Origin of the sequence: Aromatoleum tolulyticum, from assembly GCF_900156155.1 — a bacterium.
Lineage (GTDB): Bacteria > Pseudomonadota > Gammaproteobacteria > Burkholderiales > Rhodocyclaceae > Aromatoleum > Aromatoleum tolulyticum.
Map to the genome: position 1 here is coordinate 69,974 of NZ_FTMD01000005.1, position 26,013 is coordinate 95,986.

General features: G+C 66.6%; 22 protein-coding genes and 1 pseudogene. 14 read left to right on the plus strand and 9 right to left on the minus strand.

The features are described 5' to 3' along the window. Positions 1-4: 4 nt before the first annotated feature. Positions 5-898: a DMT family transporter gene (locus BW991_RS09010; RefSeq protein ID WP_076601769.1), complete on the minus strand. Its 894-nt coding sequence runs from the start codon at positions 896-898 to the stop codon at positions 5-7. A gap of 131 nt (positions 899-1,029) precedes the next feature. Between BW991_RS09010 and BW991_RS09015 the strand changes: the two genes are divergently transcribed. Both BW991_RS09015 and BW991_RS09020 read left to right on the plus strand, forming a co-directional pair. Beyond that, a complete protein-coding gene (locus tag BW991_RS09015) occupies positions 1,030-3,234 on the plus strand; it encodes a RelA/SpoT family protein (protein ID WP_076601770.1) in 2,205 nt (734 codons plus the stop codon). A 60-nt stretch (positions 3,235-3,294) separates the two neighbouring features. Beyond that, positions 3,295-6,477, plus strand: coding sequence for an EAL domain-containing protein (locus BW991_RS09020; RefSeq protein WP_076601771.1), 3,183 nt, complete (start codon positions 3,295-3,297; stop codon positions 6,475-6,477). 11 nt (positions 6,478-6,488) lie between these two features. Here the strand turns inward: BW991_RS09020 and ppk1 are convergent, their stop codons facing one another. After that, positions 6,489-8,570 carry a polyphosphate kinase 1 gene (gene ppk1 / locus BW991_RS09025; protein ID WP_076601772.1) on the minus strand — a complete coding sequence of 694 codons (2,082 nt, stop codon included), beginning with the start codon at positions 8,568-8,570 and terminating at the stop codon, positions 6,489-6,491. A gap of 195 nt (positions 8,571-8,765) precedes the next feature. On the opposite strand from ppk1, the gene ppx reads away from it, so the two are divergent. The 7 genes and pseudogenes from ppx (at position 8,766) to BW991_RS09060 (ending at position 15,483) form a co-directional block, all read left to right on the plus strand. After that, positions 8,766-10,274, plus strand: a complete 1,509-nt coding sequence (gene ppx, locus BW991_RS09030) for an exopolyphosphatase (RefSeq protein ID WP_076601773.1) — start codon at positions 8,766-8,768, stop codon at positions 10,272-10,274. Between the two features lie 7 nt (positions 10,275-10,281). Then, positions 10,282-11,406: an MlaE family ABC transporter permease gene (locus BW991_RS09035; protein ID WP_076601774.1), complete on the plus strand. Its 1,125-nt coding sequence runs from the start codon at positions 10,282-10,284 to the stop codon at positions 11,404-11,406. Next, a pseudogene (locus BW991_RS09040) lies at positions 11,403-12,011 on the plus strand (ABC transporter ATP-binding protein); the annotation flags it as partial. The gene BW991_RS09035 and the pseudogene BW991_RS09040, both read left to right, overlap by 4 nt. A gap of 170 nt (positions 12,012-12,181) precedes the next feature. After that, positions 12,182-13,135 (plus strand): MlaD family protein, encoded by a 954-nt coding sequence (locus BW991_RS09045; RefSeq protein WP_076601776.1) that lies wholly within the window; start codon positions 12,182-12,184, stop codon positions 13,133-13,135. A gap of 59 nt (positions 13,136-13,194) precedes the next feature. Further along, on the plus strand, positions 13,195-13,761 hold the full coding sequence (locus tag BW991_RS09050; RefSeq protein ID WP_170879072.1) for an ABC-type transport auxiliary lipoprotein family protein: 567 nt from the start codon (positions 13,195-13,197) through the stop codon (positions 13,759-13,761). A gap of 95 nt (positions 13,762-13,856) precedes the next feature. Next, positions 13,857-14,660 carry an enoyl-CoA hydratase gene (locus tag BW991_RS09055; protein WP_076601989.1) on the plus strand — a complete coding sequence of 268 codons (804 nt, stop codon included), beginning with the start codon at positions 13,857-13,859 and terminating at the stop codon, positions 14,658-14,660. A 52-nt stretch (positions 14,661-14,712) separates the two neighbouring features. Next, positions 14,713-15,483: a TatD family hydrolase gene (locus tag BW991_RS09060; protein WP_076601777.1), complete on the plus strand. Its 771-nt coding sequence runs from the start codon at positions 14,713-14,715 to the stop codon at positions 15,481-15,483. 27 nt (positions 15,484-15,510) lie between these two features. Here the strand turns inward: BW991_RS09060 and BW991_RS09065 are convergent, their stop codons facing one another. Next, positions 15,511-16,122, minus strand: a complete 612-nt coding sequence (locus BW991_RS09065; protein ID WP_076601778.1) for a TetR/AcrR family transcriptional regulator — start codon at positions 16,120-16,122, stop codon at positions 15,511-15,513. Between the two features lie 184 nt (positions 16,123-16,306). On the opposite strand from BW991_RS09065, the gene BW991_RS09070 reads away from it, so the two are divergent. The 3 genes from BW991_RS09070 (at position 16,307) to BW991_RS09080 (ending at position 19,874) form a co-directional block, all read left to right on the plus strand. Further along, the gene (locus BW991_RS09070; RefSeq protein ID WP_076601779.1) at positions 16,307-17,056 is read left to right on the plus strand and encodes an electron transfer flavoprotein subunit beta/FixA family protein; all 750 of its coding nucleotides are present in this window, start codon (positions 16,307-16,309) and stop codon (positions 17,054-17,056) included. 2 nt (positions 17,057-17,058) lie between these two features. After that, on the plus strand, positions 17,059-17,991 hold the full coding sequence (locus tag BW991_RS09075; protein ID WP_076601780.1) for an electron transfer flavoprotein subunit alpha/FixB family protein: 933 nt from the start codon (positions 17,059-17,061) through the stop codon (positions 17,989-17,991). An 86-nt stretch (positions 17,992-18,077) separates the two neighbouring features. Beyond that, positions 18,078-19,874 (plus strand): acyl-CoA dehydrogenase, encoded by a 1,797-nt coding sequence (locus tag BW991_RS09080; RefSeq protein WP_076601781.1) that lies wholly within the window; start codon positions 18,078-18,080, stop codon positions 19,872-19,874. Between the two features lie 107 nt (positions 19,875-19,981). Here BW991_RS09080 and BW991_RS09085 read toward each other — a convergent pair whose 3' ends face one another. The 6 genes from BW991_RS09085 to ompR are packed head-to-tail and all read right to left on the minus strand — an operon-like array spanning position 19,982 to position 24,169. Continuing rightward, positions 19,982-20,764: a peptidylprolyl isomerase gene (locus BW991_RS09085; protein WP_076601782.1), complete on the minus strand. Its 783-nt coding sequence runs from the start codon at positions 20,762-20,764 to the stop codon at positions 19,982-19,984. Next, on the minus strand, positions 20,764-21,054 hold the full coding sequence (locus BW991_RS09090; protein ID WP_076601783.1) for a BolA family protein: 291 nt from the start codon (positions 21,052-21,054) through the stop codon (positions 20,764-20,766). The genes BW991_RS09085 and BW991_RS09090 overlap by 1 nt, the downstream gene beginning before the upstream one ends. Beyond that, entirely contained in the window at positions 21,051-21,350 is a 300-nt protein-coding gene (locus BW991_RS09095; protein ID WP_076601784.1) for a YciI family protein, read from the minus strand. The genes BW991_RS09090 and BW991_RS09095 overlap by 4 nt, the downstream gene beginning before the upstream one ends. Further along, positions 21,350-21,958 (minus strand): septation protein A, encoded by a 609-nt coding sequence (locus tag BW991_RS09100; protein ID WP_076601785.1) that lies wholly within the window; start codon positions 21,956-21,958, stop codon positions 21,350-21,352. The genes BW991_RS09095 and BW991_RS09100 overlap by 1 nt, the downstream gene beginning before the upstream one ends. Before the next feature lie 41 nt (positions 21,959-21,999). Next, positions 22,000-23,460: an ATP-binding protein gene (locus tag BW991_RS09105; RefSeq protein WP_076601786.1), complete on the minus strand. Its 1,461-nt coding sequence runs from the start codon at positions 23,458-23,460 to the stop codon at positions 22,000-22,002. Then, positions 23,432-24,169 carry an osmolarity response regulator transcription factor OmpR gene (gene ompR, locus BW991_RS09110; protein WP_076601787.1) on the minus strand — a complete coding sequence of 246 codons (738 nt, stop codon included), beginning with the start codon at positions 24,167-24,169 and terminating at the stop codon, positions 23,432-23,434. The genes BW991_RS09105 and ompR overlap by 29 nt, the downstream gene beginning before the upstream one ends. 679 nt (positions 24,170-24,848) lie before the next feature. Here ompR and tsaB point away from each other — a divergent pair. Both tsaB and rimI read left to right on the plus strand, forming a co-directional pair. After that, positions 24,849-25,541: a tRNA (adenosine(37)-N6)-threonylcarbamoyltransferase complex dimerization subunit type 1 TsaB gene (gene tsaB / locus BW991_RS09120; protein ID WP_076601789.1), complete on the plus strand. Its 693-nt coding sequence runs from the start codon at positions 24,849-24,851 to the stop codon at positions 25,539-25,541. Continuing rightward, complete coding sequence (gene rimI / locus BW991_RS09125; protein WP_425290209.1) at positions 25,538-25,990, plus strand: ribosomal protein S18-alanine N-acetyltransferase; 453 nt, start codon at positions 25,538-25,540, stop codon at positions 25,988-25,990. The genes tsaB and rimI overlap by 4 nt, the downstream gene beginning before the upstream one ends. Positions 25,991-26,013 lie beyond the last annotated feature (23 nt).

Genomic DNA, 26,013 nt, shown 5'->3' on the forward strand with positions numbered 1-26,013 from the left:
CGCGTCAGCGCCCCGGGCCGCGCGTGGCCAGCACGATGCCCGAAAACACCAGCGCGATCCCCACGAAGTGGTACCACAGCGGCCGCTCGCCGAGGAAGACCGCCGCCAGCAGGGTCGTGAACACCGGCATCAGATGGATGAACTGCGCGCCGCGGTTCGGGCCGACGGCTGCCACGGCGGCGTTGTAGAACACATAGCCGAGAAAGCCGGGGAAGATCCCCGTGTACAGAATGCCGGCGATCGACGCGGCGCTGACGGCAATCGTCCGTCCTTGGTCGATTTCCCACAGATAGGCGGGGATCAGCGGCAGCAGGCCGACGAGCGTGAAGGCGGCGAGCAGCAGCATCGGATCCACCCCGGCAGGGCGCCGCTGCAACCCGACGGTGTAGATGCCCCAGGTCAGCACCGCGAGCAGCATCCACAGGTCGCCGTGGTTGAGGCTCAGTCCGAGCAGGGTCGCGATGCTGCCGTGGCTCACGATCGTCATGACGCCGGCGAAGGACAGCACGATCGCCAGCGTCTCCAGCCGTCCGAGGCGCTTGCCGAGGAACAGGAACGCCAGCACGATCGTCGCGATGGGCGTGAAGGAGTTGAGCAGCGTCGCGCTCGTTGCGGTCGTGTACTGGAGCGCGATGTAGGCGAAGGTGTTGTAGCCGCCGACGCCGACGAGGCCGAGGAACACCACCGTCGGCCAGCGCGCCCGCAGTTGCGGCCACTGGCTGCGCAGGTGGGGCAGTGCGAACGGGAGCATCAGCATCAGCGCGATCGTCCAGCGCCAGAAGGCCAGCGCCAGCGGCGGGACCGCGCCATGCAGGCCGCGGCCGACGATCATGTTGCCGGACCAGAACAAAACGGTGAGGGTGAGCAGGAGGTAGGGGTTGGCGAAGGTCTTTTTCATTTTGCGTGTGCGCCCCGGGTGCCTGTCGGCGCATCCGCAGGGCGCATCGGTCGGGCCGAAGATGATCTCACACTGCGCGTGTGTGGCGTGCTGCGCGGCGTGTTTGGCGCACCATATGGGATAATCCGCACATGGTTTCCGTCACGCATGCAATTTCCCAGTCCGAGTCCGCAGCCCCCATCGACTTGCTCGCCGAAGGGCTGAGCACGGAGGAGCGCGCGGCCATCGTCGATGCCGTTGCCCTTGCCGAGGGTGTCTATGAAGGACATTTTCTCGGCACCGGTGAATCCGTCTGGACCCACGCGATCGGCATGGCGCTGATCGTGGCCTCGTTGCGCCTCGACGTCGAGACGCGGATCGCGGCGATCCTGTTCGCTGTCGGCGACTACATCGACGGCGCCACCGACAAGATCGCGGAAAAGTTCGGCCAGCCTGCCGCGCGGCTCGTCGACGGGCTGCGCCGCCTGAACGGCCTGCGCCTGCTCACGCGCATGACCGCCACCGCGACCGCGCCCGAGATCCGTGCCCAGACGGAAGTCCTGCGCAAGATGCTGCTCGCGATGGTCGAGGACATCCGCGTCGTGCTGCTGCGGCTCGCGTCGCGCACGCAGACGCTACGCTATTTCACCGAACACAAGGTCGACGTTCGCACCGATGTCGCGCGCGAGAGCCTCGACATCTACGCGCCGCTCGCGAACCGTCTCGGCGTGTGGCAGCTCAAGTGGGAACTGGAAGACCTGTCCTTCCGCTTCCTCGAACCGGAGACCTACAAGCGCATCGCCAAGATGCTCGACGAGCGCCGGGTCGAGCGCGAGGAATTCATCCAGTCGTCGATCGAGCGGCTGCAGAAGGAAATCGCCGCAGTCGGAATCGAGGCCGAGGTCTACGGGCGGCCGAAGCACATCTACAGCATCTACAACAAGATGCGCGCCAAGCGGCTCGACTTCTCGCAGGTCTACGACATTCGCGCGCTGCGCGTGCTGGTCGACAACGTACGCGACTGCTACACCGTGCTCGGCATCGTGAACCAGCTGTGGCAGCCGATCGGCCAGGAGTTCGACGACTACATCACGAACCCCAAGGGCAACAACTACCAGTCCCTGCACACCGCGGTGCTGGCCGGCGACGGCCGCGCGCTGGAAGTCCAGATCCGCACGCACGAGATGCACCGTCACGCGGAGCTGGGCGTCGCCGCGCACTGGCGCTACAAGGAAGGCAGCAAGAGCCACGGCAGCGACTACGACGAAAAGATCGCGCTGCTGCGCAGCCTGCTGTCATGGCGCGACGAAGTGACCGACTCGGCCGACTGGGTCGAGAAATTCAAGCGCGCCTCGCTCGACGATGCCATCTACGTGCTTACGCCGCAGGGCAAGGTCGTGGACCTGCCGCGCGGCGCCACGCCGATCGACTTCGCCTACCGCCTGCATACCGACCTCGGACACCGCTGCCGCGGGGCCAAGGTGGACGGGCACCTGGTGACGCTCAACACGCAGCTCGAGAACGGCCAGACCGTCGAGATCACCGTCGCCAAGGAGGGCGGTCCCTCCCGCGACTGGCTGAACCCGACGCAGCACTACGTCGCGACCAGCCGCGCGCGCAACAAGATCCGCCAGTTCTTCAGCCAGCAGGAAGAGGAAGAGCTGCTGGCGCGCGGGCGCAGCTTCGTCGCGCGCGAACTGCAGCGCGAGCGCCAGTCGCGTGCGAACATCGACGAACTTGCCGGCAGGCTGGGATTCAAGAACGCGGAATCGATGTACCTCGCCGCCGGCCGCGGCGAAGTCGGGCCCCGCTCGGTGCAGATGGCGCTGCGTGAGGGCGAGGCGCCCGAAGCGCCTGTTCCGGAACCCGAGATCGTCATCGGCCGCAGTCATAAGAACGAGTCCAACGACAAGGTGCTGGTCGTCGGCGTCGGCAAGCTCATGACCTCGCTCGGCCGCTGCTGCAAGCCGGCCCCTCCGGATGCGATCGAAGGCTTCGTCACCCGCGGCCGCGGAGTGTCGATCCATCGCATCGATTGTCCCGACTTCCAGCGCCTGGTGCGCGACCATCCGGAACGGGTCATCAAGGCGGATTGGGGCGAACAGGCCTTCAACAACCGCGAGTCGGTCTTTCCGGTCGACGTCGCCGTTCAGGCGGCCGACCGGCAGGGGTTGCTGCGCGACATTTCCGAGGTCCTGTCGCGCGAGAAACTCAACGTCATCGCCGTGAATACGATCACGAAGAAGGGTACGGCGTTCATGCGCTTCACGATGGAGGTCAACAGCGTCGCACAGGTGCAACGCGCGATCGCGCTCATCCGCGAAGTGCGCGACGTGATCGACGTGCAACGCAAGTGACGTGCGGTTCCGGAGGAGGAGCAGGAAGCGTAACGAGGTCCTGAAGCCGAGCGTCCGATCATGATTTCACTGGACTGGTGTCGCCCCGACAGGCTGCGTGCAGGCGTGGCGAAGTTGTGCGCCGGGCTCCTGCTCGTCCTGACCGCCGCGGGCGTGTCGCTCCACCTGGGCGTTGTCCACGCGAAGGAGGCGCCTGCGGGGGGAGTCGCACACGATCCCGTCGAGTTCGCCGTCCTGTCGTTCAGCCCGCTGGATGAAGCCCGCGCGCGCTGGCAACCGCTTGTCGATTACCTGAACGGTGCCGTCGAGGGCAGGCGCTTTGTCCTGCGCGTGCATCACCTCGACGACCTCGTCGCAGCGCTGGCGAACGGGCACATCGACTTCGTGCTCGTGAATCCTGCGCTGTACGTGCAGCTGACCTACCAGCACCACCTCTCCTCGCCGCTCGTCACCCTGGTGAACAAGGAAGACGGGGTGCCGGTCAGCGCCTTCGGCGGGGTCATCTTCACCCGCGCGGACCGTTCCGACATCGATTCCTTGGACGATGTCGGCCATGTTCGAGTCGCGACGGCGGGGCGCTCCGCATTCGGCGCCTACCAGATGCAGGTGGCCGAGTTGCTGCGTGCCGGTGCGCAGCCGCCGCGCGTGCAGCTTCTCGTCGAAACCGGACAGCCCCAGAACAAGGCCATCGACGCCGTGCTGGAAGGGCGCGCCGACGTCGGTTTCGTCCGTTCCGGCGTGATCGAATCGCTCGCGCGCCAGGGCCGGCTCGACCCCGCGCAGCTCAAGCTGATCGGCTCGCGGCGCTATCCCGGCTACCCGTTTCCGGTCAGCACGCGGCTGTATCCCGAATGGCCGGTCTTCGCAATGCCGCAGGTGCCCCACGATCTCGCCCGGCGCGCGACCGCGGCGCTGCTCGCCTTGCCTCACGACGGTGCAGTCGCCGACACGCTGCGCATCTCCGGTTTCACGATTCCGGGCGATTACCGCCCGGTGGACGACCTGTTGCGCGAACTGCGGCTGCCGCCTTTCGACCGGGCGCCGGAATTCACCCTCGTCGACGTCTGGCAGCGCTGGAAATCCTATGCCGTCTCCCTGCTGCTGGCGGGCTTCGCGCTGGTCGCGTTCGCGACCTTCCGCCTCGGCTGGATCAATCGCCGCCTTGCGCGCGCGCAACAGGAAAGCCAGCGACTTGCGGCAAATCTTTCGCAGGCGCAGTCCGTCGCACGGATAGGCAGCTGGAACCTCGATGCGCGAAGCAACACCCTCGTGTGGTCGGACGAAACGTACCGGCTATTCGACGTCCGGCCGGGAACGCCGGTCAGTTACGACGATTTCCTGCAGTTCATCCATCCCGACGATCGGGCAGCGATTGACCTGGCTTGGCAGGCCGCACTGCAGGGCGCGCCTTACGACGTCGAGCACCGCATCCTGCGCAACGGGGGAGTCGCGTGGCTGCAGGAGCGGGCCGACCTGCGTTTCGACGCGGACGGCAAATTTCTGGGGGCCATCGGCACGGTCCAGGACGTTACCGCGCGCAAGCTCGCCGACGACGAGCTGCGCAAGCTCTCGCTCGCCGTCGAGCAGAGTCCGGAGTGCATCTTCATCACCGATCCCGACGGACATATCGAATATGTGAACGATGCACTGGTCCGCATCACCGGTTTTTCCCGCAACGAGGTGCTGGGACGCAACCCGCGCATCTTCAAGTCGGGCAAGACCTCGTCCGAGACTTTCCGCGAGATGTGGTTGACCCTGCAGCGTGGCGAGATCTGGCAGGGCGAGATCGTGAACCGGCGGCGCGACGGCAGCGAGATCATCGAGTATTCGATCATCGCGCCGGTGCGGGAGTCTGACGGCACCGTCAGCCATTACCTCGCAATCCAGCAGGACATCACCGAACGCAAGGCCGCCGCCGAGCGCATCCATCATCTCGCCTTCTACGACGAGCTGACCGGGCTGCCGAACCGCAGCCTGCTGATCGACCGCATTTCGCAGGTGCTGGCCTCGCGCCAGCATCAGGGCTACAGGGAGGCCTTGCTGCTGTTCAACATCGACCGTTTCAAGGTTGTCAATGACGCACGCGGCAGCGTGCTCGGCGACGCACTCCTGACGGCGGTGGCGGCGAGACTGCGCGACGTCGTGCGCGAAGGCGACACCGTGGCGCGCATGGCTGGCGACGAGTTTGCCCTGATGCTGCCCGTGGTCGACCGTACGGCCGAGGCCGCCAGCCGGCATGCGTTGCAGGTCGCCCGCAAGATCCGGGCGGCGCTGGAAACCCCGTTCGAGCTGGGCGGGGAGACGGTACGCATCACCGGCAGCATCGGCATCACGCTGTTCCCGGAAGAAGACAGCGACACGCCGAGCGAAATCCTGCGTCGTGCCACCACGGCGCTGCATCGTGCCAAGGAGAGTGGCGAAAGCCACCCGGCATTCTTCGAAGCCAGCATGGGCGAAACGGCTGCGGAGAGCTTCCGCATCGAACGCGAACTGCGTGCCGGCATTCCGCGCGGCGAGCTTCGCCTGTTTCTCCAGCCGCAGTTCAGTGCATCCGGCGATATGGTCGGTGCGGAAGCGCTGGTGCGCTGGCAACACCCGCAGCGCGGACTGGTGGCTCCGGGCGTCTTCGTGCCGATCGCCGAAGAATCGGATCTCATCGTCGAACTGGGCATCTGGGTCATGAACGAGGCCTGCCGGCTGATCGCGGTCGCGGCGAGGCAGGGTCTTCCGCTCGCGCTGTCGGTGAATATCAGTCCACGGCATTTCCGCAGGCCCGAGTTCAATTCCTGGGTGCGGGAGGTGCTCGACAGGACCGGCGCCGAGCCTGCACGGCTCACGCTCGAGATCACCGAGGGGCTGATCATCGACAACGTGAGCGACGTCGTTGCGAAGATGAACGAGCTGTCGGCCCTCGGCATCCGTTTTTCGATCGACGATTTCGGTACCGGCTACTCGTCGCTCGCCTACCTCAAGCGCCTGCCCATCGACGAACTCAAGATCGACAAGACCTTCGTGCAGGATGCGCCCCATGACCCCAGCGATGCCGCCCTCGTGGAGACCATCCTGGCGGTGGCACGCCAGCTGCAGCTGAAGGTCGTCGCGGAAGGGGTGGAAACGGCCGAGCAGGCCGAGTTCCTGAACAGCCGCGGCAAGGTCGTGCATCAGGGCTATCTCTTCGGCCGCCCGGCGCCTGCCGACGAATGGATGGCGCGCTGGACCGCGAAAGCGGGGGCCGACGCCTGACGCAGGCGCCCTCAGTTGCCCTTCGCGAGTTCCGCCAGCAGGATGATCTGTGCCGCGCGATGCACCCCGCGCGGCGTCTTGTGCCGGTAGCGGCCATCTTCCAGCATCTCCCACGCCTGGCAGTTGTCGCCGAGGTAGGCGCGCAGGCCTTCCTTGATCACGCGGCGCTTGAGGCGCTGGTCGAGCACGGGAAAGGCGATCTCGATGCGGCCGAAGAAGTTGCGGTCCATCCAGTCCGCGCTCGACAGGTAGACGCGGTCCTCGCCGCCTGCGCGGAAGTAGAAGATGCGGTGGTGTTCGAGGAAGCGTCCGACGATGGAGCGCACGCGGATGTTGTCCGACAGACCCGGTACGCCCGGACGCAGGGCGCACGGGCCGCGCACGATGAGGTCGATCTCGACGCCGGCCTGTGACGCCGCGTACAGCGCCTCGATCGTTTCCGGCTCGAGCAGCGCGTTCATCTTCGCCATGATCTGCGCGCGTCCGCCCTGACGCGCAATCTCCGCTTCGGCCTCGATCGCCTCGATCACGTTGCGCTGCAGCGCGAAAGGCGCCTGCCAGAGATGCTTGAGGGTGGACGCCTGGCCCAGACCGGTCAGCTGCTTGAAGACCTCGGCAACGTCCTGGCCGATTTCCTCGTTGCAGGTGAGGAGGCCGAAATCGGTGTAGAAACGCGTCGTGCGCGGGTGGTAATTGCCGGTGCCCATATGCACGTAACGGCGCAATGCGCCGTCCTCGCGCCGCACCAGCATGAGCAGTTTCGCGTGGGTCTTGTAGCCGAACACGCCATATACCACGTGGGCGCCCACCTCCTCGAGCTTGTTCGCCCAGGTGATGTTGGCCTCTTCGTCGAAGCGGGCGCGCAGCTCCAGCACCACCGTCACTTCCTTGCCCTTCTGTGCCGCGCGCACCAAGTGATCCATCAGCACCGAATCGGTGCCCGTGCGGTACACGGTCATCTTGATCGCGAGCACCTGCGGGTCGTCGGCCGCTGCCCGCAGTAGCTCGATCACCGGGCTGAAGCTCTGGAACGGGTGGTGCAGCAGGATGTCCTGGCGTCGGATCGCGTCGAAGATCTCGACACGCTGCTCCAGCGCCTTCGGCAGGCTCGGCTGGAAGGGCGGGTAGTTCAGGTCCGGGCGGTTCACCCAGTCCGGCACCTGCATCAGCCGCACCAGGTTCACGATGCCCGGCGTGCGATACAGCTCCTTCGGGGTCAGGCGGAAATGCTGCAGCAGGAAGGCGGCCATTTCCTCCGAGCAGTTGTCGGCCACTTCCAGGCGCACCGCGTCGCCGAAATGGCGCTGCTGCAGTTCGCCCTTCAGCGAGGCGCGCAGGTCCTTCACTTCTTCCTCGTCGACGAAGAGGTCCGAGTTGCGCGTCACGCGGAACTGGTAGCAGCCGTGCACGTGCATGCCCGAGAACAGCTCCCCGACGTGGCGGTGCAGGACGGAGGACAGGAACACGAAGCTGTACTCGTGTTCGCAGATCTCGGCGGGCAGGCGGATCACGCGGGGCAGCGCGCGCGGCGCCTGCACGATCGCCGCGCCCGAGTCGCGCCCGAAGGCGTCGAGGCCTTCCAGTTCGACGGCGAAATTCAGGCTCTTGTTCAACACGCGCGGGAACGGATGCGCCTGGTCCAGTCCGATGGGCGTGAGCACCGGCATCACTTCGCGCATGAAATAGTCGCGCACCCAGGCCCCCTGCGCCTCGCTCCACAGGCTGCGGCGCAGGAACACGATGCCCTGGGCTTCCAGCGCCGGCAGGATATCGTCGTTCAGCAGGGAATACTGCTCCGCAATCAGCGCATGGACTTCCTGGCTCACGCGGTCGAGCAGCTCGTTCGGCAGCAGACCGTCGGTGCCCGGGGTGCGGCTGCCGAGTCGGATCTGCTCCTTGATCCCCGATACGCGAATCTCGAAGAACTCGTCGAGATTGCTCGACACGATGCACAGGAAGCGCAGGCGCTCGAGCAGCGGCACCGTCTTGTCCGCCGCCTGCGCCAGCACCCTGCGCTGGAACTGCAGAAGCGACAATTCGCGGTTGAAGAAGTGGTCGGTGGGGAAGTTCTGCGGACGGGCTGGTCTGTGCATCGGTGCGTTTCTTGTGCGCGGAATCGGTCGCACAATTATGTGACATTTGTGTTGCGGAATCATGACGACGTGCGGCCGGCATGAACGGCTGCGCGCGGGGCGGTGATTGCCGCGAGCGCGTGTGCCGGGCGGCCGTCGCCCGGGGTGGTAGAATGACCGCCATTGCCCTGTAGCCGTCGCCCCAGTCCCCTAGCCATGATGCACGAGCTGATCGCCGCGATCGATCTCGGATCCAACAGTTTCCGGCTGCAGGTCGGAAGGATCGTCAACGACCAGATCTATCCGCTGGACGGACTCAAGGAAGCGGTGCGTCTTGCGGCCGGTTTGTCCCCCAACAAGATTCTCGACACAGCGGCGCAATACCGCGGCCTCGCGGCGCTGCAACGCTTCAACGAGCGTCTGCGGGGCTTCGACGGCGACTCCGTGCGTGCGGTGGCGACGAACACCCTGCGCGTGGCGAAGAACGCTCCGGAGTTCCTGGTGCAGGCGGAGGCCGCGCTGGGCGTGCCGATCGAAGTCATCGCCGGTCGCGAGGAAGCGCGGCTCATCTACGTCGGCGTCGCGCACACGCTGCCCGATCCGCACCGCCAGCAGCTCGTCGTCGATATCGGCGGCGGCTCCACCGAGTTCATCATCGGCAAGAGCTTCGAGCCCATCCTGCTCGAATCGCTGTACATGGGCTGCGTCAGCTACAGCCTGCAGTATTTCCCCGACGGAAAGATCGACAAGCGCGGACTGAAGGACGCCGAAATGGCGGCCAGCCGCGAGCTGCAGGCGATTGCCCACGCGTACCGCGAGGCCGGCTGGGAAGTGGCCGTGGGGTCGAGCGGCTCGGCCAAGGCACTCGTCGAGATCCTCGAGCAGAACGGCCTGTCCGACGGCGGCGTCACGCGTGAAGGCCTGGAGCGCCTGAAGGCCATCCTGCTGCGCGCAGGCAGCCTCGACCGCCTGCAGCTCGCCGGACTGCGGGGGGATCGCCTGCCGGTCCTGCTCGGCGGCTTTGCGATCATGTCGGCGGTGTTCAAGGAATTCGGCCTCGAGCGCATGGTGTTCTCCGAAGGTGCGTTGCGTCTGGGGGTGCTCTACGACCTTCTCGGACGCTACCACCACCATGACCTGCGCGATGCCACGGTGTCGGCCTTCGTCGCGCGCTATGGGGTGGATCGCCGTCAGGCCGACGAGGTCGCGAACACCGCGGCGCATCTTTTCGGCGGGCTCGTTCCCGAGAGCGTGCACGGCGACGGCGTGCATCCCGACCTGCGCTTCCTGCGCTGGGCCGCGTCACTGCACGAGATCGGCATATCGGTCGCGCACTCGAGCTACCACAAACACAGCGCCTACATCCTTGCGAACGCGGACATGCCCGGCTTCTCGCGCATGGACCAGGGGCGGCTCGCGCGCCTCGTGCTCGCGCATCGCGGCAAGCTCGAGCGTGTCGCCGCGCTCGATCCCGACAGCCCCGACTGGCCCCTGATCGTCTGCCTGCGCCTGGCAGCCGTCATCCACCGCGCGCGCGACGGCCGCGGCGTTCCGCCGATCCAGCTCCGCCGCGACGGCCGCGGCTTCATCGTCACCGCGAAGGATGGCTGGCTCAAGCAGCTACCGCTCACGGCGGCGGCGATCGACGAGGAACAGCGGCAGTGGTTCTCCGTCGGACGCAGCCTCGTCCTGCACACGCATACAGGCCGCACGCTCGCCGCCTGAGACCCGAATGCGCAGCCCCGAGATCGCAATCGATCCGGCGACGGTGCCCGGCGCACGCAGCCTGGTGCGCCTGCAGGGCGACTGGACGCTGCGCGCGCTGTCCTACCGGCTGCGGAGTTTCCGCGAGCAGCTCGCGGGCAGGCGCGACGACGCGGCGTGGTCCTTGACGGGCATAACGCGTCTCGACAGCTTCGGCGCCGCGCTGCTGTGGCATGCGTGGGGCAGGCGCTGGCCGGAATGCATCGAAATCCCGGACGACCTGCGCGCGATCGTCGGCCGCGTCGCTGCCAGTGCGGAGTCGCCTCTGCCGCGGGTACGGCGCTTCGGTATCGTCGACGCCGTCATCGTGCTCGGCGGCGCGCTGCTTTCCTTCCGCGACCACGCGCTCGATTTCACCCGCCTGCTCGGCCAGTTGTGCCTCGATCTCGCCTACCTCGCGCGCCATCCCGCGGAGTGGCCGCTGCGCGAGATCTCCGCCAACGTGTACAAGGCGGGGTTCAAGGCGATGCCGGTGGCCGCGCTCGTGGGCTTTCTGATCGGCGTCGTGATGTCGTATCTTTCGGCGCTGCAGCTGCGCGCCTTCGGCGCGGACATCTTCATCGTCAACATCCTGGGGCTCGGCATCATCCGCGAGCTCGGGCCGGTGCTGGTGTCGGTGCTGGTCGCCGGCCGTTCCGGTTCTGCAATGACCGCCCAGCTTGGCGTGATGCGCGTGACCGAGGAGATCGACGCCCTGTCCGCGATGGGAGTCTCGCGCACCATCCGTCTCGTCCTGCCCAAAGTCATCGCGCTGACCCTCGCCATGCCCTTGCTGGTGCTATGGACCTCATCGGTTGCGTTGCTCGGAGGCATGCTGTCGGCGTGGTTGCAGCTCGATCTCGGCATGGCCTTCTTCGTCGAACGGCTGCCGCAGGTCGTGCCGCTTGCGAATCTCGTCATCGGCTTCGCCAAGGGGGCGGTGTTCGGGCTGATGATTGCCCTCGTGGCCTGTCATTTCGGGCTGCGCGTCAGCCCCAACACGGAAAGCCTGTCGGCCAACACGACGGCGTCGGTCGTCTCGTCGATCACCGTCGTGATCCTGGTCGATGCGCTGTTCGCGATCGCCACGCGCTCGATCGGGGTGCCGCGATGAGCGCGTCGCCGGTGATCGAACTGCGCGGCATCGTCACGCGCTTCGGCGCCACGGTCGTGCACGACGGCCTCGACCTGACCGTGCATCGTGGCGAAGTCGTCGCACTGGTCGGCGGTTCCGGCAGCGGCAAGACGACCCTGCTGCGCCACATCATCGGCCTCACGCGGCCGGCCGCAGGCGAGGTTTCGGTGTTCGGTGCTCCGCTGTTTTCGGGCAGTGTCCGTGAACAGCGCACGCGACGCCGCCGCTTCGGCGTCCTGTTCCAGCACGGCGCGCTGTTCTCCGCGATGAACGTCGCCGAGAACATCGGCTTTCCGTTGCGGGAACTGCGCATCGCGACCGACGCGGAGATCGCCAATCTCGTCGCCCTGAAACTCTCGCTGGTCGAGCTCGAGCCCGCGACCGCGCTGCTGATGCCGGCGGAGCTTTCGGGCGGCATGGTCAAGCGCGTCGCGCTCGCGCGGGCACTCGCGCTCGAGCCCGAACTGCTGCTGCTCGACGAACCGACGGCCGGCCTGGATCCGGACCGCAGCATGGCCTTCGTCGAGCTCGTGCTCAGCCTGCAGCGCCAGCTCGGCCTGACCGTGGTGCTCGTCACCCATGACGTCGACACGCTCGCCGCGCTGGCGACAAAAATCGCGATACTCTCGGATCGACGCATCGTGAGCTGCGTCTCGCTCGAGGAAACGATGGAACTGGACCACCCCTTTGTCGAAAGCTTCTTCCGGCAACCCTTCCGCTATCGGGCCGGTGTCGGCCGGGGAGGCGCGCGCTGATGGAGAATCGTGCCCATGCACTGGCCGCCGGACTGTTCGCCATCGTTCTTGCCACTGCGCTGCTCGCGTCGCTGTGGTGGTTTTCGGACGATGGCGACTCGCAGCGCACCTACATCCTCGAGTCGGCCGGCACCGTCACCGGCCTCAACCTCGAGGCGCGGGTGCGCTATCGCGGGATGGCCGCCGGCAAGGTGTCGGACATCACGATCGACCCCGCGGATCCGCGCAAGATCCTCGTCTACATCCGCCTGCGCAGCGACATCCCGCTGACGCAGGGAACGCGGGCCAGTCTCGCGTACCAGGGGGTCACCGGGCTCGCCTACGTCCAGCTCAACGACCGTGGCGAGAATCCGGAGCCGTTGGTCGGGGCGGGCGACGAACCCCCGCGGCTCAGGATGGAGCCGGGGACGATGGAACAGCTTGCCGATACGGCCCTCGACGCTGCGCGCAGGCTCAGGCTCGTTGCCGACAAGCTCGGCGATCTGGTCACGGACGAGAACATCCGCCGGGTCGGAAATACCCTGCACAAGCTGGAATCCGCGGCGGCGGGAGCCGACCGGACGCTGGCCGACGCGCCGAAGACGCTGGCATCGATCCGCGCGGTCCTCAACCAGGAGAATCTCGCCCGGCTTTCTAACACGCTGCAGAACCTCGAGCGTGCGAGTGTCGATGCCGGCCCGGCCATCGGCGAACTCAAGGTGCTGATGGCCAGGCTCCAAGGGCTCGCCGAGCGCGTGGATGCCGCGACCGCTGCCACGGGCGAGCGGGTGGCTGACGAAACCCTGCCGCAACTCAATGCCCTGCTCGAGGAGCTGAAAGGAACCTCGCAACGTATCGGGCATCTCGTCGAGGAAGTCGACGCGTCTCCGCAAATGCTGTTGCTCGGGCGGCAGCCGGCGCCGCCCGGACCCGGCGAGACCGGATTCAATTCCACCGCGCTCCCGGCGCGATGAACCACCACGGAACTCTCATGACACTTCGAGCCTGGAAGCGGGGGGCAAGGACCCTCGGCGTGCTCGCCGCCGGCCTCGCGCTGGGCGCATGCGGCGGGTTGCCGCAACGGCCGGTCGTGCCCGCCATCTATGATCTCGGTCTGGCCGGAGCGGTTTCCCCGGCGCCTGCCGTCGTGCCGTCGCAGATCGAAGTCCGGGCGCCGTCCTGGCTCGCGACGTCGGCGATGCAGTATCGTCTCGACTACCGCCAGCCGGCACAACGCCAGGTGTTCGCCGAAAGCCGGTGGGCCGCCCCGCCGGCCGAAATGCTGCAACGGAGGCTGCTGCAGGCCCTGTCGGCGCCGTCTTCGACCGGCGGCGGCTGCCGATTGCACCTTGAAATGGACGAATTCACCCAGGCATTCGACTCCCACGAGGCCAGCACCGCGGTCATCGTCGCGCGTGCCGAACTGCTGCCGCCGCGCGGTGAATATGCGCTCGCGCAGCGGATGTTCGCGCTACGCGAGCCCGCGTCCAGCGCCGACGCGAAGGGTGGCGTCACTGCATTTCGAAAAGCGGGCGAACGGTTGACGATCGAAATCGCGGGCTGGATGGCGGATTCCGCCGCGGGGGCGTGCCGCCGCTAGGGCGCCTCGCCGGCGTGTCACGGCCTCCGTTTCGTCGCAGGATCGGGCAAAATCAGCTATTCATTACATGCACGAATAACACGGGAGAGATGACGATGAGCGCACTGCCTCAGCAATCCGACAACGCACCGCTGCTGCTGCGCCGCGACGAGGGCGGGGTTGCATACCTGACCCTGAACCGTCCCGGGCAGTTCAACTCCCTCTCGCGCGCGATGCTCGAAGCCCTGATTGCCGAGATCGACGCGATCGCGAAGGACGCGAGCGTGCGCGCCGTCGTGCTGGCGGGCGAGGGCAAGGCCTTCTGCGCCGGGCACGACCTGAAGGAGATGCGCGGCAACCACACCCTGCAGTTCCAGCAGGATCTCTTCCGCCTGTGCGGCAAGTTCATGGTCAAGCTCACCGAGCTGCCGCAGCCCGTCATCGCCCGTGTCCACGGCATCGCGACCGCGGCGGGCTGCCAGCTGGTGTCGATGTGCGACCTTGCCGTCGCCGCCGATGTCGCGCGCTTCGCCGTATCGGGCATCAACGTCGGTCTGTTCTGCGCGACCCCCAGCGTGGGACTGTCGCGCAACATGGGACGCAAGGAAGCGTTCGAAATGCTGGTCACCGGCGATTTCATCGACGCCGCGGAAGCGCAGCGCCGCGGGCTCGTGAACCGCGTCGTGCCGGTCGAAGAGCTCGACGCCGAGATCGCGAAGCTCGCCGCCGCGATCTGCGCCAAATCCCCTCTCGCGATCCGCATGGGCAAGCAGATGTTCTACCGCCAACTCGAGATGGGCATGGAAGCCGCCTACCAGATGGCGGCCGAGACGATGGCGTGCAACATGATGAGCGAGGATGCCGCCGAGGGCATCGACGCCTTCATCGCCAAGCGCAAGCCGGAGTGGCGCGGGCGCTGAGCGTCCGGGGGCAGGGGCATCGGCGCCTGCCCGCGAGCCTGGTGTCGATGCAATGCTCGTCGATACGCACATCCACCTCGACGCCGCCGAGTTCGACGCCGATCGTGCCGCGGTGATGGCAGCGGCGCGTGCGGCGGGCGTCGCCCGCTTCGTCGTACCCGCCGTCGAGGTCGCCAACTTCGACAGGGTCGCGGCCCTGTCGGCCGCCCATGCGGACATCGTCCACGCGTTCGGCATCCATCCGCTGTATGTCGGTGGTGCCCGCAAGGAAGATCTCGACATCCTGCAGGAGCGCCTCGCGCACGGACAGGCGGTCGCGGTCGGGGAGATCGGTCTCGACTTCTTCGCACCGGATCTCGACCGCGCCACCCAGGAGCTGTATTTCGTCGAACAACTGAAGCTCGCCCGCCGCTTCGGGCTTCCCGTCATCCTGCACGTCCGGCGCGCGGTCGACGACATCCTCAAGCACCTGCGCCGCATCGATGTGCCGGGCGGCATCGCCCACGCCTTCAATGGCAGCCGTCAGCAGGCCGACGCTTTCATCGGGATGGGTTTCCGGTTGGGCTTCGGCGGAGCGATGACGTACGACGGCTCGCGCCGCATCCGCGGCCTCGCGGCGAGCCTGCCGTTGGACTCGATCGTGCTCGAAACGGACGCACCGGACATCCCCCCCGCCTGGGCGCAGGGAGGGCGCAACGAACCTGCCGATCTGCGCCGCTTTGCCGAAGTGCTGGCCGGGTTGCGCGGTGCGTCGCTGGCCGAAATCGCGCAAGCGACGGGACGGAATGCCTGTGCCGTCTTCCCGGCGCTTGCGTCCGGCTGATCCGTGCAACCCTGTCCCGGCGGCGCCTCAGTGGCTGGCAGCCGCGGCCGTGCGCTTCATGCTCGCGGACTGGGCGATGAGGTCGGCGATGTCGCGCTTCAGGCGTGCCACGTCGCTGTCGAACTTGTCATAGATCATCAGCGAGATGCCGAACACGTAGGCGTAGAGCAGCATGCAGCGGCTCGACGCTTCTTCCATCGGCACGCCGCACGCGAGGAACAGATCGCGCGCGCAACGCAGGCGGATGTCGTCCACTTCGGCGACGATCGCTGCGGCGTCGACGTCGCGCCGCGCCCAGTCGCGCACCGCGAGTTCGATTGCAGCGCCGCGCCGGCTGCGGCTCGTGCTATAAATGTCGATGACGTGGTAAATCTGTTCCAGCTCCCGGCCGGGCTGGGCGCGCGTCTGTTTGACGATGTCGCGGATCCGCCCGTCCTTCCACACCTGAAGGACGGCCAGCAGCAAGTCCCGACGATCCTGGAAGTGCCAGTAGAAGCTGCCTTTCGTCACCTTCAGGCGCTTTGCGAGCACTTCCACGCGAAGCCCGGCGATGCCCTCTTCGGCGAGGACCTCGGTGGCAGCGCTTACCCATGCATTGCGGTCTAGCTGGACGCGCGGTTTTAGAGGCTTGTTTTCCATACCACCTAGTATTGACTAAAGGATGACCATACGGTACCGTATGCACTCCATACCTATGCGTATGGAACGATTTTTTCGGTCGGCGGTCAAGTGTTCATCGCAACGGCGTATTTTTCGCTTGGTGGCGGTAACATAATTCCCTTTCCACAATTTCGACCGACCTAACACGCAAAGGAGCGCGGCATTGAAGATCCTGGTACCTGTCAAACGCGTAGTCGATTACAACGTCAAGGTGCGAGTGAAGGCTGACGGCACGGGCGTCGATATCGCGAACGTGAAGATGTCCATGAACCCCTTCGACGAAATCGCTGTCGAGGAAGCCGTGCGGCTGAAGGAAGCCGGCATCGCCACCGAGGTCGTGGCGGTGAGCTGCGGTGTCGCGGCCTGCCAGGAGACGATCCGCGCGGCGATGGCGATCGGTGCCGACCGCGGCATCCTGGTCGAGAGCGACGCCGAGCTGCAGCCGCTGGCGGTGGCGAAGCTGCTGAAGGCGCTGTGCGACAAGGAGCAGCCGACGGTCGTGATCTGCGGCAAGCAGGCGATCGACGACGACTCGAACCAGACCGGCCAGATGCTGGCGGCGCTGATGGGCTGGCCGCAGGCCACCTTCGCGTCCAAGGTCCAGCTGGGTGACGGCGTTGCGACGGTGATGCGCGAGATCGACGGCGGTCTCGAGACCCTCGAGATCAAGCTGCCGGCGGTCATTACCACCGACCTGCGCCTGAACGAGCCGCGCTACGCGACGCTGCCCAACATCATGAAGGCGAAGAAGAAGCCGCTCGACACCGTCAAGCCGGCGGATCTGGGCGTCGATGTCGCGCCGCGCCTGGCGACGCTGAAAGTGGCCGAACCGCCCAAGCGCAGCGCCGGCGTGCGCGTCGCGGACGTCGCGCAACTCGTCGACAAGCTCAAGAACGAAGCGAAGGTGATCTGAACATGGCGATCCTGGTTATTGCAGAACACGACAACGCGAGCCTGAAGGCCGCGACCCTCAACACCGTCTCGGCCGCGGCCAAGCTCGGCAGCGAGGTGCATGTGCTGGTCGCCGGTGCCAACTGCGGCGCGGCGGCCGCGGAAGCCGCGAAGGTCGCGGGCGTCGCGAAGGTGCGCGTGGCCGATGCCGCCCATTACGAAACGCAGACGGCGGAGAATGTCGCTGCGCTGGTCGTCGCCAATGCGGCGGGCTACAGCCACATCCTCGCGCCCAGCACCGCCAACGGCAAGAACGTCGCGCCGCGCGTCGCCGCGCTGCTCGACGTCGCGCAGATCTCCGATATCGTCGCGGTGGAATCGGCCGACACCTTCGTGCGCCCGATCTACGCCGGCAACGCAATGGCCACCGTGAAGTCGGCGGACGCCGTGAAGGTGATGACCGTGCGCACGACCGCCTTCGAAGCGGCGGGGCAGGGCGGCTCGGCGACGGTGGAAGCGGTCGCCGCCGCTGCCGACCTGGGCCTGACCAGCGTCAAGGGGCGCGAGCTGACCAAGAGTGCGCGTCCGGAACTCGGCGCCGCCAAGATCATCGTCTCGGGCGGCCGCGGCCTCGGCAACAGCGAGAACTACCACAAGCTGCTCGAGCCGCTCGCCGACGCCCTCGGTGCCGCGCTGGGCGCCTCGCGCGCCGCGGTCGACGCGGGCTACGTGCCCAACGACTACCAGGTCGGCCAGACCGGCAAGATCGTCGCGCCGCAGCTCTACATCGCGGTCGGCATCTCGGGCGCGATCCAGCACCTCGCGGGCATGAAGGACTCCAAGGTGATCGTCGCGATCAACAAGGATCCGGAAGCGCCGATCTTCCAGGTGGCGGACTACGGTCTGGTGGGCGACCTGTTCGAAGTCGTGCCGGAGCTGGCCAAAGCCGTCGGTTGAATGCTGTAGAAATATAAAAAAGCGGTACAAGGACTGCGCCCGAATGGGCGCAGTTTCACAATAAGCAGGTCTCGGGAGAAGAACACATGAGTCAATACACTGCGCCGATCCGCGACATGCAGTTCGTCATGCGCGAGCTGGCTGGCCTCGACGAAGTCGCGAAGTTGCCCGGATGCGAGGAAGTGTCCGCCGATCTGGTGGATGCGATCCTCGACGAGGCGAACAAGTTCGCCAGCGGCGTCCTCGCCCCCCTGAACCGGATTGGCGACCAGGAAGGTGCCAAGTGGGACAACGGCGACGTCCGCACCGCGCCGGGCTGGAAGGACGCCTACAAGCAGTTTGCCGAAGCCGGCTGGACCGCGCTCGCATGCGAACCCGAATTCGGCGGCCAGGGCCTGCCGAAGCTTGTCGCGACCGCAGTGATGGAAATGTGGAAGTCGGCCAACATGGCCTTCTCCCTGTGCCCGATGTTGACCAGCGGTGCGATCGAAGCGGTCACGCTGCGCGGCACGGACGAACAGAAGGCAGCCTATCTGCCGAAGATGGTGAGCGGCGAATGGACCGGCACCATGAATCTGACCGAACCGCAGGCCGGTTCCGACCTCGCGGCCGTGCGCACCCGCGCCGAGCCGCAGCCTGACGGCACCTACAGGATCTTTGGCCAGAAGATCTTCATCACCTACGGCGAACACGACATGACGGACAACATTGTCCACCTCGTGCTCGCCCGCCTGCCGGACGCACCCGAAGGCGTGAAGGGCATCTCGCTCTTCGTCGTGCCCAAATTCCTGCTCAACGCCGACGGCACCCCGGGTGCGCGCAACGACGTCCACTGCGTCTCGATCGAACACAAGCTGGGCATCCATGCGAGCCCGACCTGCGTGCTCGCGTTCGGCGACCACGGCGGTGCGATCGGCACCCTCGTCGGCGAGGAGAATCGCGGCCTCGAGTACATGTTCATCATGATGAACGAGGCGCGCTTCGCGGTCGGCATGGAAGGCGTGGCGCTGTCCGAGCGCGCCTACCAGCATGCACTTGCGTACGCCAAGGATCGCGTCCAGGGGACCGAGATGGGCGTGCGTGGCGGCCCGAAGGTCTCGATCATCCATCACCCCGACGTCCGCCGCATGCTGATGTCGATGAAGTCGCAGACCGAAGCCATGCGCGCGCTGGCCTACGTCGTGGCGGCCGCGAACGACGCTGCGCATCGGGATCCGGACGCCGCCGTACGCGCGGAGAATCAGGCTTTCGTCGACCTCATGATCCCGGTCGTCAAGGGCTGGTCGACCGAGAACTCGATCGACGTCGCCTCGACCGGCGTACAGGTGCACGGCGGCATGGGCTTCATCGAGGAAACCGGCGCCGCGCAGCATCTGCGCGATTCGCGCATCACGACGATCTACGAAGGCACGACCGCGATCCAGGCGAACGACCTCATCGGCCGCAAGACCGCGCGCGAGGGCGGCGTCACCATCAAGGCCCTGATCGCGGAAATGCGCGGTGTGGTCGCCCAGCTCGGCGAGCACGGCGGCGACGAGGCGTTCGTGGCGATCCGCAAGTCCCTCGAGTCGGGCATCGCTTCGCTGGAGGCCGCAGTCGAATACGTTCTCGCCACCTATGGCAAGGACATCAAGGCTGCCTCCGTGGGCTCGGTGCCCTTCCTCAAGCTCCTCGGCATCGTGGCCGGCGGCTGGCTCATGGCGCGTGCCGCGCTGGTGTCGTCGATGCGCATCGCGGAAGGTTCCTCCGACGAGTTCTACAAGACGAAAATCGTCACCGCGCGCTTCTACGCCGACCACATCCTGCCGCAGGCGCAGGCGCTGTCGTACTCGGTCGTGAATGGCGCCGCGGGTGCGCTGGCGCTCGACGAAGCACAGTTCTGACGCCGCCGCGGAGGAGGGCGGGAGCTCTCCTTCGCGTGTCGGGTTCCGGAATGCAAAGGGCCGCCCCGATCGCTCGGGGCGGCCCTTCGTGTTTCAGGTCGGGGCGCTTACTGGACCTTGGCCTTGGCGCGCAGGTCCATGATGTGCTTCTCGATCTTCTGCTGTTGCAGACGCTGTTCGAGCTGCGGCTTCACTTCGTCGAAGTCGGGCGCCTTCAGGTCGCGCACGTCGTCGAGCTGGATGACGTGGTAGCCGAAGTCGCTCTTGACCGGCGTGTCGCTGTACTTGCCCTTCTCGAGCTTGACCATCGCGTCGGAGAACGGCTTCACGAACATGCCCGGATTGCTCCAGCCGAGGTCGCCGCCGTTGTCCTTGGAGCCCGGATCCTTCGACTGCTTGGCGAGAGCGTCGAACTTCTCGCCGGCCTTGAGCTTGGCGATGATCGCCTTGGCCTCATCCTCGGTTTCGACCAGCACGTGACGGGGCTTGTATTCCTTCGAGCCCATCTTGCTCTTGACGCTGTCGTATTCCTTCTTCAGGTCGGCGTCGGTGACCGGGTTGGTCTTCACGTAATCCTGGATGTAGGCGCGCAGCAGCACTGCCTGGCGGGCGAGGTCCATCTGGGCCTGCACTTCGGTCTTCTTGTCGAGCCCCTTCTTGGCCGCTTCCTGGGCCAGGACTTCGCGGCGGATCAGCTCCTCGCGCACCGCGTCGCGGAGCTGCGGGTTGTCGGGAGCGCCCTGGGCGCGCTGCTCGTTGAACATCACGTCGGCGCGCGCAGCGGGGATCGCGGTGCCGTTCACCGTGGCAGCAGGGCCCGCGGCTTGGGCCGCCTGGCCGATCAGGCCGGCCATGAGACAAAGAGCGAGACGGCTGGGAAAGCGAATCATCAAAGTTCCTTCCTGGTGGGTTGAGTGTTGGCCTCTTCGGCCGTCAGGGCGCGAATGGCGAGAGCATGGATGCGGGTACGCATCAGTTCGCCCAGCGCGCCATATATGAGTCGGTGACGTGCAACCGTATTTTTGCCGATAAATGCGTCCGACACCATCGTCATGCGGTAGTGTCCGCCGCCGCCCTTGGCGCCGGCATGTCCGGCGTGCAGGGCGCTGTCGTCCTCGATCTCGATCGAGAGGGGGTTGAGGACCGCGAGCCGGTCCCTGATCTCGTCGATCACCGTCACGGCAGGACCTTCTTGTACGGGCGGACGCTGGTGCGCGCGAAGACGCCGTTGGTGACGTACGGGTCGGTCGCGAGCCAGGCTTCGGCGTCGGCCTGGGACGGGAATTCGGCGATCACGAGGCTGCCGAAGAAGCCCGCCGGGCCGGGGTCCGGCGAGTCGATCGCGGGCATGGGGCCGGCCACCACGAGCCGCCCCTCGTCGCGCAGCGCTTCGAGGCGCGCGAGGTGCGCCGGGCGCACGGCCATGCGGGCGTCGAGTTTGCCCGGGGCGTCTTCGCCCGTCAGCACGTAAAGCATCAGCTGGTTTCCTCCTGGATGTGTTTGGAGAGGTAGAGGCCCTGGGCCAGAACGAACAGAAGCATCAGGCCCATGCCGCCGAAGAGCTTGAAATTGACCCAGGCTTCTTCGGAAAAGTTGTAGGCGACGTAAAGGTTGAGGACGCCCATGCCGAGGAAGAACGCGGCCCAGGCATGGCTGAGGCGCGCCCACACCGGTTCGGGCAGGCGTACCTGCGCTTCGAGCATCTTGCGGATCAGGTTGCGGCGGAACAGCAGTTCCGAGCCGGCGAGGGTGATGCCGAACAACCAGTAAAGTGCGGTCGGCTTCCACTTGATGAATGTGGGATTGTGGAAGAACAGGGTCGCGCCGCCGAATACGACGATGATCGCGAGACTGACCCACAGCATCGTGTCGACCTTGCGGTGCCTGAACCATACCCAGGCGATCTGGCCGGCCGTGGCGAGGATCGCGACCGCAGTAGCGATGAGGATGGGAGCCTGCGTGGCCTGGATGCCCTCACCGAGGAGCCGGGTGGCGAGGTCGTGCGCCGTTGCCGGATCGTGTCCGGCGAACTTGTAGGCGACAAAGAAAAGGATGACGGGAAGCAGGTCGAAAAGAATCTTCATGCGCGAGGATTATAGCGATTCGGCGCGGCAATCGGTTTGCACTACTCGTCGCCCGTTTCGCTGTCTGCGGCGAGCAGGCGGCCGCGCCCGCGCGTCGGCCCTTCGCGGGGCAGGTGGATGATCGCGCGCAGGCCGCCACCGCTGCGGGCGCGCAATTCGAGCCGGCCCTCGTGGGAGGCGACGATGCGTTCGACGATGGCGAGGCCGAGGCCGGCGCCCTTGGTGTTCGAACGGGCGGTCTCGAGCCGCGTGAAGGGATGCCGCATGCGGTCCATGTCGGCTTCGGGAATGCCGGGGCCGCGATCGGCGACTTCGATCAGGGCTTCGTCGCCGCGGCTCGAAAGGGTGAGGCTGATGGGGTTTGCTTCTCCGGCGTAGCGCACCGCGTTGTCCATCAGATTGCGGATTGCGCGGCGCAGCGGGAGGGTGCGCACCGGCACCGCGAGGCTCTCGGGCGCGCTCAGGCGCACCTTGATCCCGCGCAGGCGGTAGGGTTCGGCGAGGTCGGCGAGCAGGCCGGGGAGGTCCTCGATCTGGAGGGGTTCCTGCGGTTCGCCGCGACCGAAATCGAGGAACTGGCCGATGATGCGGTCCATTTCCTCGACGTCCGTGACCATTGCGCGAACGTCGGTATCGGGCGCGCCGGACATCTCGATGCCAAGGCGCAGGCGTGCGAGGGGGGTGCGCAGGTCATGCGATACGCCGGCGAGGATCAGGGCGCGGTCGGCGTCGGTGCGGGCGAGGTCGCCGGCCATCTGGTTGAATGCCCGTGCAACCGTGGCGATCTCCAGCGGCCCGCTTTCCGGCAGGTGCGGCGGCGTGCGTCCGCTGCCGACGACGCGCGCCGAGCGGGCCAGGTTGCGCAGGGGGACACCGATGCGGGAAACGATCATGTAGGCGCCGATCAGTGCGGCGAGGAGTGCGCCGCCTCCCCAGATGAGCCATTCGACAGCGCCAGTCTGTTCAATGCGTTCGGACGGGAGCATCAGCCAGAAGTCCTGGTCGTCGTCGGGGTCGAGCCGGAAGCTCACCCAGAAGCCGTCGAGGGTCTTCCAGCGCGAGGCGAAGCGCGTGTGGGTTCCGAGCTGCCGGCGGACTTCGTGCGTCAGCAGCTGCATCCCGCGCGTGTCGGGCAGCGGTTCGAGTTCGTCGCTGGGCTCGGCGGGGTAGATGCGCATTCCCTCCAGCGCGGCCAGCTCGATCAGCAGCTCGGTGCGCCGCTCCACTTCCGAGTTGATGAGCGCCGTGCGCGTGAGATTCACGACGCTGGCGACCATCTGGGCCAGGCTGCGCGCGCGCGCCGGCTCTTCGAAATGACTGAAGATCTGCGACCAGGTCGCCAGCGCCAGCGTCAGGAGCAGGGCGATGAGGAAGAAGGTCTGCCAGAGGAGCGTGCGCGGCAGGAGCTGCGCAAGGAACGGCTCCTGGCTGGCGGGATCTGGCGAGGCTTCCCCTGCGTCTGCCGCGGGCGGCTCAGGCTTCGTTGGCAGGCTTCGATTCATCCGGCACGAACACGTATCCGAAGCCCCACACGGTCTGGATGTAGCGCGGCTTGGCAGGGTCGTCCTCGACGAGCTTGCGCAGGCGGCTCACCTGCACGTCGATGGCACGGTCGAAGACGCCGTATTCGCGGCCTCGCGCCAGTTCCATGAGCTTGTCGCGCGACAGCGGTTGGCGCGGATGCTGGAGCAGGACCTTCAGCAGCGAGAACTCGCCGGTCGTGAGCGAGATTTCCTCGCCGTCGCGCACGAGCGAACGCACGCCGAGGTTCACCTGCACGTTGCCGAACTTGACGACTTCATCCTCGATCGTCGGTGCGCCGGGCAGCGTCGGCGGCTGCCGGCGCATCACGGCGTGGATGCGGGCGACGAGTTCGCGGGGGTTGAACGGTTTGGCGAGGTAGTCGTCGGCGCCCATCTCGAGGCCGATGATGCGGTCGACGTCGTCGCCCTTGGCGGTGAGCATGATGATGGGGATGGCGTTCTGGTCGGCCCGCAGGCGCCGGCAGATGGCAAGGCCGTCTTCGCCCGGAAGCATCAGGTCCAGCACCATCACGTCGTAATGCTCGCGGTGCAGGGCCCTATCCATGGACGCGGCGTCCACGACGGCCTTGACGGTGAAGCCTTGTTCCTGAAGGTAGCGCGACAACAGTTCGCGCAGGCGCGCATCGTCGTCGACCAGCAAAACTCGATATCGGATCTTGGTGTTCATGGTGCGAATCCTATCCGGTTACATTTTTACGTGCCAGCACCGAATTCGATGATTCGCCGGCAACGGGTAACGTTTCGTAAGGGCTTGGGAAATACGCAACACGCCCTTACACGTTGGTCTTTAAATCTTCGTCCAGAAGCGCCGTAAATACCAATACGAGGGTATGGTTTCATCGTCCGAACCCGTAATACGAACTCCGCCCGCAGCGATCATGGCAAACAGCTGTTCAACTTCCTGTACGGCATGTTCCCCCGGCGACCTCGGGTCGCAGGGGCGACGGTCCCGACGTCGGGCGACGGGCATCGTCCTTTTCCTGTTCGCGCTTGCGTCGACACTCGCTGCAGGTCCCGCGTTCGCACGCGAGAGCGCGTCGTCGCGTGCGGGGAAGGAAAGCGTGACCGCGCCGGCACATGCAAGCGCGCGGGACAAGCGCCGGGCCGAGCTTCGCCGTGCCCTCATGAGCGGCCCCGAGGCTCCACGTCCCGCTGCGCAGGAGCCGCGCCGTCTGTCGCGCGAGCAGCGTGAAGCACTCTATCAGGAACTGCGGGAGGCGATGCGCGACGCGAACCGTCCCCGCAGCGTGACGGAACGCTGAGCGGGATCCTCCCGCGTGCCCGCCGCGCACAATCGCGGTACGGGCTCTCCGCAGTGGGGCTGCTGCCGGTAAAATGGGCGGCCTATGAAAATCCTCTCGATCGAGACCTCGTGCGAGCACGCGAGCGTCGCCCTGCTGCTCGACGGCGAGACCGTCGAACGAACCCTGGAAGGGCACTCGAATCATTCCGAGCGCCTGCTGCCCACTCTTAAGACCCTGCTCGCCGAGGCGGGCGTCGCGCTCGGGTCTCTCGATGCCGTGGCGTTCGGCGCCGGTCCGGGGGCCTTTACGGGCTTGCGCCTCGCGTGCGGGGTGGCGCAGGGTCTGGCGATGGGCGCGGACCTGGGAGTTGCGCCGATATGCAGCCTCGAGGCGCTGGCGCTGCAGGGTCGAGGAGACTCGATCTACGTCGCGACCGATGCGCGCATGGGCGAGGTGTATTCGGCGGCCTGTCGGCTCTCCCACGGGCTCCCGGTGATGCTCGCGCCGCCGACGTGCTGCCCGCCCGAGATGCTGGCATTGCCCGCCGAGGGCCGGTGGACCGGCATCGGATCGGCGTTCGCAGTGTACGGCGATCGGATTCCGCAGGAGGTGCTGGATCGGCTGGGGCCGCAGCAGCAGGATGCGGTACCTCGTGCTGCGGACGTCGCAAGGCTGGCGGTGCGTCTCGTCGAAGGCGGAGCCCTGGTAGCCGCCGAAGTCGCCGCGCCGCTGTATGTGCGCGACAAGGTGGCGCTGACGACCGCCGAGCGACTGGCGCGCGGAGGGCGGGCGTGACCGCGGGATTCGGCTTCGTCCCCATGACGGATGAGGATCTGCCGTGGGTGGCCGAGAACGAGCGCGAGCTGCACGCCTTTCCCTGGAGCGAAGGCAATTTCACGGATTCCCTGCGTGCGGGCTACAACTGCTGGGTGATGCACAACGGGCCGGAGCCGGTCGCCTACGCGGTGATGCTCACGGTGATCGACGAGGCCCACCTGCTCAACATCAGCGTCGTGCGTGCGGTGCAGCGCCAGGGCATCGGCGGGATGCTGCTCGAATACCTGTCGTCGGAGGCGCTGCGGGCGGGGGCGACGCAGTTCTTTCTCGAGGTGCGGCCCTCGAACACCGCGGCCCTTGCGCTGTATGAGCGCCATGGCTTTGTTGCGATCGGGCGGCGGAAGGGTTATTACCCGGCGCCCGGCGGTCAGCGCGAGGATGCGATCGTGATGAGGCGCGAGCTGTGAGGTACGCGCGGCGCGATGCCGTG